The following is a 9233-nucleotide window of genomic DNA, read 5'->3' on the forward strand; positions in this document are numbered from 1 at the left end:
CACAGTCGTCCTCTCCGGCCGGGGAATGGTGAAGGTGCCGCCAGACTAGTCGGGGGACGGTGATCGAGCCTGCGGTCCGAGCCGTTCGGGACCGGGTTTGGCCATTCCCCACTCGAGCGGCTACTCTTGCACGGTTGCCTCGTTACGGGCGCACTTGCTGTGCCCTGTTTCCGCGAGGCCAGCAAATTTCACAGTTCACTATCTTGAAGGAGTTCGCGACTATGGCTGCCGTCTGCGACGTATGCGCCAAGGGGCCCGGCTTCGGTAAGTCGGTCTCGCACTCGCACCGGCGTACCAACCGTCGCTGGAACCCGAACATCCAGACTGTTCGTGCCGAGGTTGCCCCCGGAAACACCCGGAAGGTCAACGTCTGCACGTCCTGCCTGAAGGCTGGAAAGGTTGCTCGGGGCTGACCCGACGCTGCGTGCGATGTCACTGCGCCCCCGACACTTCGGCGTCGGGGGCGCAGTTCTTTTCTGTCGCGACTGCGGCCCGATTCGGCATCGTCGCAGCGCATCGGGGCACGACGGGCACCGGCAGGGGCCCACGTAGGGTGCAACGGTGACTTCTCTCGATGGATTCAGCAAAGTACAGCTCGAAGACGGCGTCCTGCGCGTCACGATCGCGACGGCGGAGAACGGCACCTCGCTGGACGGCGAGGGTTTGGTGCAGGGTGCCCGCGCACTCGAGGCGGTCGGTGACCGGATCGGCAGCGTCCTCCTCGTCGGTGAGGGCCCGAACTTCTGCGCGGGCGGCAACGTCCGCGCCTTCGCGTCCGCACCGGTGCGCAGCGAGTGCGTCGCCGAGGTGGCGGGTGTCTTCCACGACTTCGTTCGGGCGCTCGACGCCGTGACCGTTCCGGTGATCGCCGGTGTCCACGGCTGGGCGGCGGGCGCCGGCATGAGCCTCGTCTGCCTCACGGACGTCGCGATCGGCGGCCCCGGCACCAAGCTGCGCCCCGCCTATCCGTCGATCGGCTACACGCCGGACGGCGGCATGTCCTGGACGCTGCCGCGCATCGTCGGCGACGCCCGTGCGCGTGAGATCCTGATCACCGACGCCGTTCTCAGCGGTGACGAGGCCGTTCGCCTCGGCATCCTCAGCCGCCTCGTCGGCGACGACGTCGTCCAGGACGAGGCGCTCCGGCTCGCCCGCACCCTCGCGGCCGGCCCGACCTCGTCGTACTCGGGGATCAAGACACTCGTGCGCGATTCGCGGTCGCGCACGCTCGCAGAGCAACTCGACGCGGAGGCCGAGTCGATCGCCGCCGCGGCCGACAGCCCGGTGGGGCGCGAGGGCGTCGACGCCTTCCTGGAGAAGAGGCGTGCCGATTTCGCATCGGTGAAGTGAAGAGGCGTGCCGATTTCGCATCGGTGAAGTGAAGAGGCGTGCGGATTTCGCGCCGGTGAAGGAAACGCAGGACTGACGGTCTCGTCCGGCGGCCGCCTACGGCAGCTGCCAGTTCACCGGTTCCGCGCCCAGGCCGTCGAGGAGTTCGTTCGCGCGGCTGAACGGCCGCGAACCGAAGAATCCGCGCGACGCCGACAACGGTGAGGGGTGCGCCGACTCGATCGTCGGCACGTCGCCGAGCATCGGTTTCAGGGTGGACGCGTCCCGGCCCCACAGAATCGCGACGAGGGGTTCGGGGCGCGCCACGAGAGCGCGAATGGCCTGTTCGGTGACCGCCTCCCAGCCCTTCTTCCGGTGCGAGGCCGGGAGTCCGGGCTGCACGGTGAGAACCCTGTTCAGCAGGAGCACGCCCTGACGGGACCACGGGGTGAGGTCGCCGGTGGTCGGCGTCTGGTAGCCGAGGTCCTTGCTGTACTCGGTGAAGATGTTGCCGAGACTGCGCGGCACCGGTTTCACCTCCGGAGCCACCGAGAAGCTGAGACCGACCGCGTGACCGGGCGTGGGATACGGGTCCTGGCCCACGATCAGGACCTTGACCGCGGAGAACGGGTGGGTGAACGCCCTCAGGACGTTCTCCCCGGCGGGGAGGTACTCACGACCGTCGGCGATCTCCGCGCGCAGAAACGCGCCCATCTCCGTGATCCGTCCGGACACCGGTTCGAGCGCCTCGGCCCATCCGGCCTCGACGAGGTCCGACAGCGGCGCCGCCATCAGTCGAGCCTGCGCAGCGACTCGCGGTAGTAGGCCGCGTTCGCGGCATACATCTTCACGTTCCTGTCGAGGTGCCCCTCGGGGACCTCGTAGCCCTGCCGGATCTTCGCGGGGACACCGAGCGCCATGGTCCGCGGCGGAACCTCGAACTTGAACGGGACGACGGCGCCGGCCCCGACGATCGCCCCTGCGCCGATGACCGAACCGTTGAGCACGATCGAACCGGACGCGATCAGGCAGTGGTCGCCGATCGTCGACCCCTCGATGTGCGCCGCGTGGCCGACCACGCAACCCGAGCCGATGACGGTGGGATCGAACACCGTGCAGTGGATCACGGTGCCGTCCTGGATGTTGGTGTCGGCGCCGACGGTGATGGTGCCGTAGTCGGCGCGGAGCACGGCCTGCGGCCACACCGAGGTTCCCGCCGCCAGGGTCACGTTTCCGATCACCACGGCGTCGGGGTGGACGTAGGCGTCCGGATGGATGTCGGGTTCGCGGTCCCCGAGCGCGTAGATAGCCATGCGTGCAACCTATACCGCGAAACTCTGCCAGCCGCCGGCCCCCGGCCAGGTCTCGCCGTCGACCGAGATGCCGGACCCGTCGTGGACGACGCCGATCCGGGTCCACCCCGCCGGGAGCGGGACGTCGCCGGGGAAGGTGGCGGTGAAACCGTGGTCCTCTCCCCCGGTGAGCACCCATTCCCAGTGGTCGGCGCCGAGGGCCTTCGCCGCCGACACCAGTTCGGGCGGCACGGTCACGTCGGATCGGCTGAGCGACATCCCGACTCCGGACTGTTCGCAGATGTGGCCGAGATCGGCGAGGAGCCCGTCGGAGACGTCGGTCATCGCGTGAACACCGCCGTCCGCGGCGGCCCACGCCGCGGCATACGGCGGGGTGGGGACGCGGTGCGCGGCGAGAAGATCCGGGAAATCCGTGGATCCGCCGAGCAGCAACGCGAGACCGGCCGCCGATCGGCCGAGTTCCCCGGCCACCGCGACCACGTCACCCGGCCGCGCGCCCGACCGCCGGATCGGGCTCCTGCCGCCGAGATCGCCGAGGACGGTGACGGAAATCACGACCTGGGCGGCCTGCACGAGATCCCCGCCCACCACGCCGGCTCCGAGTTCCTCGGCGCTCTCCCCGATCGCCGCGGAGATGCCGTCCGCCACGTCGATCGGCGTGTCCGGCGGCAGGCCGAGGGACACCAGGAAAGCTGTCGGTCGCGCACCCATCGCCGCGACGTCGGCGGCGTTCTGGGCCACCGCCTTGCGACCGATGTCTCGCGGCGAAGACCAGTCGAGGCGAAAATGCCTGTCCTGCACCAGCATGTCGGCGGACACCGCCACCCGACCGTCGGCCGCCCGGACGAGAGCGGCGTCGTCTCCCGGGCCGATCAGGGTGGTCGGGGGCTGCACCCGGCCCTGCACCGCGCGACCGATGACGGCGAATTCGCCGACGTCGGCGACGGTACGGGGCGGAGTCGGGTCCGGGGAATCCGTCGGTGTGATGGTGTGCCTCCAGGCGCGCCGTAGTGTCGGGTGACCCGCGCGACGGCCGTGGGTCCGGTCGACGGAATGTGCGACTGCGGTACCTTCAAGCTGTTGCCGGGACTACTCGGCACGTGACCGATCAGCGCGCCGAAGCACCCGCGACTCTACCGAGATACCTGCGGGGCGGAGCAGGGAAGGGCCGGAGCGAGAGTGCAAGCGTTCATCCTGATCCAGACCGAAGTCGGCAAGGCTGCGGCGATCGCGACCGAGATCGCGAAGATCACCGGAGTGCGGACCGCCGAGGACGTGGTCGGACCGTACGACGTCATCGTGCGGGTGTCCGCCGACGACGTCGCCCCCGTCGTCAAGGAGATCCGTCAGGTCGCCGGCATCACCCGCACCCTCACCTGCGACGTCCCCGAAAAGTCTGCGAACAAGAACTGAGCATGTCCGATCTCGAACCCGAACAGAATGCATCCGACGGCACTCCCGGCCCGGCCCTCGCGGAGCGACGGAATCCGGCGCTCATCGCGACGGCCGTGGCACTGCCCGTCGCCCTGATCATCGGCATCGTCGTCGCCGCGGTCTTCGCCGGCCGGAACCCTGCCAAGGAACCCGTGTCGCTGGGGCCGGTGCCGGCGCCGGCGTCCGCCTCCGCGGAGTGCGCCGCCCTGATGGCGGGCCTCCCCGACGCGCTCGGCGACTACACCCGGGCGGAACTCACCGAACCCGCACCCGAGGCGACCGCCGCGTGGCAGCCGGCCGAGGGCGAACCCCTCGTGCTGCGGTGCGGCCTGGACCGTCCCGCGGAATTCGATCAGGCGTCCGCGCTTCAGGTGATCGACGGGGTGCAGTGGTTCGAGATCTCCGGTGCGAGCGCCGGAATCGACGCGAGCAGCTATTTCGCCGTCGACCGCGGCGTGTACGTCGGACTCACCGTTCCCACCGGTGTGGGCCCGACGCCGCTCCAGGACATCTCCGGCGCGGTGTCGCAGGCACTGCCGCAGAAGCCCCTCGATCCGGCGCCGGTCGCGAATCCCTGACCGCGGGACCGCCGTTTCGCTACCGAAGTCCGGTGCCGCGCGCGAGGGCGGTGTCGACCAGCGTCGAGACGAGGGTGCCGTAGTCGACGCCCACCGCGTCCCACATGCGCGGGTACATCGAGATGGACGTGAATCCCGGCATCGTGTTGATCTCGTTGATCACCGGGCCGTCCTCGGTGACGAAGAAGTCGACGCGTGCGAGTCCCTGGCAGTCGAGCGCGGAGAATGCGCGCACCGCGAGTTCGCGGATCTCGTCGCTGACCGAGTCCTCGAGTTTCGCGGGCACGTCGAACTCGCACACGTCGTCGAGGTATTTGCTGTCGAAGTCGTAGAACGCCTCGTCGTCGTCGGCGCCTTCCGGCATCCGGATCTCGGCGATGACGCTGGCCCGCACCTCGCCGTCCGGGAACTCGAGGACTCCGCACTCGACCTCGCGGCCGGCGATCCCCGATTCGACGATCACCTTGGGATCGTGCCGTCGGGCATGGGCGATGGCGTCGTCGAGTGCGGCCCACTCGGCCACCCGGGTGATGCCGATGGACGACCCGCCGCGGGCCGGTTTCACGAACACCGGGAGGTGGAGGCGCGACTTCTGTTCGTCGGTCAGTGTCGCGGTGCCGGGGCGCAGGACGACCTGGAACCCGATCGGCAGGCCTTCCGCGGCGAGCAGCTTCTTCGTGAATTCCTTGTCCATGCCTGCCGCGCTCGCGAGCACGCCGGGACCGACGTACGGGACTCCGGCGAGTTCGAGCAGGCCCTGGATGGTGCCGTCCTCGCCGTAGGCGCCGTGCAGGACCGGGAAGACGACGTCGACGGACGCCAGGATCTTGCCCGCTTCGCCGTCGTCGAGGGCAACGAGGTCGCCGGATCGCGTCGGGTCGGCGGTGAGCGCCAGTGCGGATCCGTCGGCATCGACGCTGGGCAGCGCCCGGCCGCGGATGGACAGCGTCTCGGGGTCGGTGGAGCCGAGAACCCATGAACCCTCGGTGGTGATGCCGATCGGCACCACCTCGTACCGTTCCGGGTCGAGATTCTTCAGGACGCTTCCGGCCGACACACAGGACACGGAATGCTCGTTGCTGCGGCCACCGAAGATGACGGCTACCCGGGTACGCGGTTTACTCACGACACAAACCGTACCGTCGCCGTGACCCACTCACCGCACCCACCTCTCCTCACGTTTTCTTCGCCGACCTCAGGACACGACGGGCGGCACGCACGTCACAATGTGGACAGTGCACTCTCGACATCGGCGACGAGGTCGTCGGTGTCCTCGATTCCGCACGAGAGCCGCACGAACCCGTCGGGCACGGGGTCGCCCCATCGGGCCCGGCGGTCGGCGCTGGTGTGGATACCGCCGAAACTCGTCGCCGGCACGAGGAGGTCGCTGCCGGCCACCAGCCGGTGGAACTGTTCGGCGGAGTCCACCTCGAACGTCACCAGCCCGCCGAACCGGCGCATCTGCGCAGCGGCGACGGCATGCGCGGGGTCACCGGGCAACCCCGGGTACCGGACGTGGTGGGCCGCCGGGTGCGTCTCCAGCAGGGTCGCGAGCGCCAGGGCGTTGGCGCATTGCCGCTCGAATCGCAGCCCCGCCGTTCCGAGGCTCCGGTGGGCGAGCCACGTCTCGAAGGGGCCCAGCACCGTGCCCGACAGCGCCCTCTCCCGTTCCATGCCGGCCAGGAAGTCGGCGTCGGACGCGGCGATGTACCCCATGAGCAGGTCGCTGTGACCGCTCAAAGTCTTTGTGCCGCTGGCGACGACCACGTCTGCACCCAGCTCGAGTGGTTGCTGGCCGAGCGGGGTGGCGGTCGTGTTGTCCACCACGAGAACGGCGCCCGCGTTCGCGCACTGCTCGGACACGGCCCGCAGATCCACCACGTCCAGGGACGGGTTGGCCGGGGTCTCGGCCACCACAACCGTCGTCCCCTCGGCGGAGGCCAGCAGCGCGGCGGCCGCCTCGCCGGCCATGTCGGCGGTCCGCAGTTCGTGCACGGTGATGCCCATCGGCTCCAGACGCTCCCGCGCGTACGCGCGGACCTGGTAGTAGCCGTCGGACGGCACGACGACGGTATCGCCCGCGGTGAGCAGACTCCGCAGCACGACGGTGATCGCCGACATCCCGGAGCCGACGACGAGCGCGCCCGCGGCGCCCTCGAGCGCCGCCAGTGCCGACTCGAGGTCGCGCCAGCCCGGGTTGGAGGCCCGTGCGTAGGTGTCGGATTCACTCCCCTCGTCCGCGCTCAGCTGGTAAGGCGCCGCGAAGACCGGACCCCTCTGCATCGGCGAACCAGGAATCTTTTCTGCTGCAACAGCTTTGACGCAGCGCGTCGAATCACCACTCACGTGTGTCACTCCGGCTTCGTACGGCGGCCGAGCAACTGACCAATCGCGTCCTGCACCACGAGACCCTCGTGGCACACTCGATGCACGGCATCGGTCAGCGGCATCTCGACGTCGTAACTGGCGGCCAGGGCACGCACCGACGAGCACGATTTGACGCCCTCGGCGACCTGACCGTGGGTGGCCGCCTGAGCGCTCTCGATCGATCCGCCCTGACCGAGACGCTCCCCGAACGACCGATTCCGGGACAGGGGCGACGTGCACGTGGCGACCAGATCGCCCACCCCGGCGAGACCCGCGAGGGTGGCGGGTTTCGCGCCGAGCGCAACTCCGAGCCGGGTGATCTCGGCGAGACCACGGGTGATGATGCTCGCAATCGTGTTCTCTCCCAAACCGATTCCCGACGCCATACCGCAGGCGAGGGCGATGACGTTCTTGCAGGCGCCGCCGATCTCGCAGCCGATGACGTCCGAATTCGTGTACGGCCGGAAGTATCCGGTGGCCGAGGCCTTCTGCAATTCGAGCGCCCGCGTCGAATCCGTGCACGCGACGACCGTGGCCGCCGGCTGGCCGATCGCGATCTCCCGGGCCAGATTGGGCCCGGACAGCACGGCGACGCGCCCCGGATCCGCGCCGGTGACCTGAATGATCACCTGACTCATCCGCATGAGGGTGCCGGTCTCGATGCCCTTGGCGAGACTCAGCATGGTCGCGTTCGCGGGGATCATCGGACTCCAGACCTGCAAGTTGTCGCGCAGGGACTGCGACGGCACCGCGAGGACGACGATGTCGGCGCCGTCGAGCGCGGCCCGCGCGTCGTCGGTGGCGGTCAACGACGGAGGCAGGGCGATGCCCGGCAGGTAGTCCTCGTTCTCGTGCCGCGACACGATCGATTCGGCGACCTCAGCGCGTCGCGCCCACATGGTGACATCGGTCCCCGCGTCGGCCAGGACCTTCGCAAATGCAGTCCCCCATGAACCCGCTCCCAGTACCGCAGCCTTGCTCACACAGCCCCCTCGTCGTTCGTTACCCGATTCGTCGCCCACAGTATTGCCGATGCCGAGGTCGGGCGCCGCTCCGCTATCGAACTCGTCCGCTGCTCAGCCGCGACCGGGCGTCCGGCGCACCACCCCGCGCGGGCTGGCAAGATATCCGCATGAGCACAGCGACCCGATCCGTGGCGCCGCGCGCGCACGTACTCGTCGCGGTGAAGGAACTCCACGCGGCCAAGACGCGACTGTCGGGTGTCTTCGACACGGATGACCGCACCGGGCTGGTGCTGTCGATGCTGCGCGACACCCTGGCCGTCGTGAGCGACGTCGCCACGGTCGTCGGCGTCACCGTGGTCACGCCGGATCCCGCGGTGGCCCGGCTCGCCCGCAGCGTCGGCGCGAACGTCTACGCCGACCCCACCCCCGTCGCCGCCGAAAATCTGCCGGACGAGGGCGGCACCGAGCACGGACTCAACGCGGCCCTGGCCGCCGCGGCCGAGCACGTCCGTCGCAACGAAAGCGGAGTCGACGTCGTCGCGCTGCAGGCAGACCTTCCGTCACTGCGCGGAGGCGAATTCGGCGAAGCACTCGCCGCGGCGAGAACCGGCGGCAGGTCGGTGGTCGTCGATCATCACGGCACCGGAACGGCCGCACTGTTCTCCTGCGACCCGACGATTCCCCTCGATCCCCGGTTCGGACCGGGATCGGCGAAGCGGCATCTCGACTCCGGGGCGCGCCCCCTCGACGGCCACTGGCCGGGGCTGCGGACCGACGTCGACACCGCCGACGATCTCGATGCCGCGCAGGCTCTCGGCGTCGGACCTGCGACGCGAGCCGCACTCGACGCCCTCGAACACACCGCGCCCTCGCGCTGCGGAAACGAGTAGCCCGCGCACGCCGTGTGAATTTGCCCCATCGATTGTCCGCCGCCGAATTCTCGAGGGATGATCGTGGAGTGAGCAACCGAGAAGCACTCGATCACCCGACCGACGTCGACGGAAAGAACGGAACCCGCGACGGCATCGTGACGGCCAGCCCCACGAACGTTCCGATGGCTCCCCCCGCTGCGACGAGTGCCCTCACGAGCGCGCTGACGGACGGGCTCCCCGAAGACCGTTACCTCAACCGTGAACTCAGCTGGCTCGATTTCAACGCCCGGGTGCTCGCCCTCGCCGAGGACACCTCGCTGCCGCTGCTCGAGCGCGCCAAATTCCTCGCCATCTTCGCCTCCAACCTGGACGAGT

11 protein-coding genes and 1 pseudogene are annotated in these 9233 nt (G+C 69.4%); 6 read left to right on the forward strand and 6 right to left on the reverse strand.

All coding sequences use genetic code 11. The features are described 5' to 3' along the window. The first annotated feature begins 221 nt into the window (after nt 1-221). Together rpmB and P3H15_RS23090 are read left to right on the forward strand one after the other, a co-directional pair. The gene (rpmB, locus tag P3H15_RS23085) at nt 222-413 is read left to right on the forward strand and encodes a 50S ribosomal protein L28 (RefSeq protein WP_005240429.1); all 192 of its coding nucleotides are present in this window, start codon (nt 222-224) and stop codon (nt 411-413) included. Nucleotides 414-561: 148 nt separating this feature from the next. Continuing rightward, complete coding sequence (locus P3H15_RS23090; protein ID WP_276139352.1) at nt 562-1350, forward strand: enoyl-CoA hydratase/isomerase family protein; 789 nt, start codon at nt 562-564, stop codon at nt 1348-1350. A gap of 96 nt (nt 1351-1446) precedes the next feature. Here P3H15_RS23090 and P3H15_RS23095 read toward each other — a convergent pair whose 3' ends face one another. From P3H15_RS23095 to P3H15_RS23105, 3 genes are read right to left on the reverse strand one after another with little or no spacing between them, the layout of a single operon-like run. Next, entirely contained in the window at nt 1447-2124 is a 678-nt protein-coding gene (locus P3H15_RS23095; RefSeq protein WP_276139366.1) for a uracil-DNA glycosylase, read from the reverse strand. Then, complete coding sequence (locus P3H15_RS23100) at nt 2121-2642, reverse strand: gamma carbonic anhydrase family protein (protein WP_276139353.1); 522 nt, start codon at nt 2640-2642, stop codon at nt 2121-2123. Before P3H15_RS23100 ends, P3H15_RS23095 begins: the two co-directional genes overlap by 4 nt. Nucleotides 2643-2651: 9 nt before the next feature. Beyond that, the gene (locus P3H15_RS23105) at nt 2652-3629 is read right to left on the reverse strand and encodes a thiamine-phosphate kinase (protein WP_276139367.1); all 978 of its coding nucleotides are present in this window, start codon (nt 3627-3629) and stop codon (nt 2652-2654) included. Nucleotides 3630-3821: 192 nt separating this feature from the next. Between P3H15_RS23105 and P3H15_RS23110 the strand changes: the two genes are divergently transcribed. Next, nucleotides 3822-4055, forward strand: a complete 234-nt coding sequence (locus P3H15_RS23110; RefSeq protein WP_072937768.1) for an Lrp/AsnC ligand binding domain-containing protein — start codon at nt 3822-3824, stop codon at nt 4053-4055. Between the two features lie 2 nt (nt 4056-4057). Continuing rightward, nucleotides 4058-4654 (forward strand): DUF3515 domain-containing protein, encoded by a 597-nt coding sequence (locus P3H15_RS23115; RefSeq protein WP_276139354.1) that lies wholly within the window; start codon nt 4058-4060, stop codon nt 4652-4654. Nucleotides 4655-4673: 19 nt separating this feature from the next. On the opposite strand, the gene P3H15_RS23120 is transcribed toward P3H15_RS23115, so the two are convergent. The 3 genes from P3H15_RS23120 to P3H15_RS23130 all read right to left on the reverse strand — a co-directional run bounded on the left by P3H15_RS23120 (nt 4674) and on the right by P3H15_RS23130 (nt 8004). Next, nucleotides 4674-5780: a D-alanine--D-alanine ligase family protein gene (locus tag P3H15_RS23120; RefSeq protein ID WP_072937766.1), complete on the reverse strand. Its 1107-nt coding sequence runs from the start codon at nt 5778-5780 to the stop codon at nt 4674-4676. Nucleotides 5781-5875: 95 nt separating this feature from the next. Then, nucleotides 5876-7000, reverse strand: coding sequence for a cystathionine gamma-lyase (locus tag P3H15_RS23125; RefSeq protein WP_276139368.1), 1125 nt, complete (start codon nt 6998-7000; stop codon nt 5876-5878). Between the two features lie 5 nt (nt 7001-7005). Further along, nucleotides 7006-8004, reverse strand: a complete 999-nt coding sequence (locus P3H15_RS23130) for an NAD(P)H-dependent glycerol-3-phosphate dehydrogenase (RefSeq protein WP_276139355.1) — start codon at nt 8002-8004, stop codon at nt 7006-7008. 170 nt (nt 8005-8174) lie between these two features. Between P3H15_RS23130 and cofC the strand changes: the two genes are divergently transcribed. Beyond that, nucleotides 8175-8876: a 2-phospho-L-lactate guanylyltransferase gene (gene cofC, locus P3H15_RS23135; RefSeq protein WP_346348797.1), complete on the forward strand. Its 702-nt coding sequence runs from the start codon at nt 8175-8177 to the stop codon at nt 8874-8876. Nucleotides 8877-8944: 68 nt separating this feature from the next. Further along, nucleotides 8945-9233 (forward strand): annotated as a pseudogene (locus tag P3H15_RS23140) (RNA degradosome polyphosphate kinase); the annotation flags it as partial.

The sequence above is a fragment of the Rhodococcus sp. T2V genome (assembly GCF_029269925.1).
GTDB classification, from domain to species: domain Bacteria; phylum Actinomycetota; class Actinomycetes; order Mycobacteriales; family Mycobacteriaceae; genus Rhodococcus_F; species Rhodococcus_F koreensis.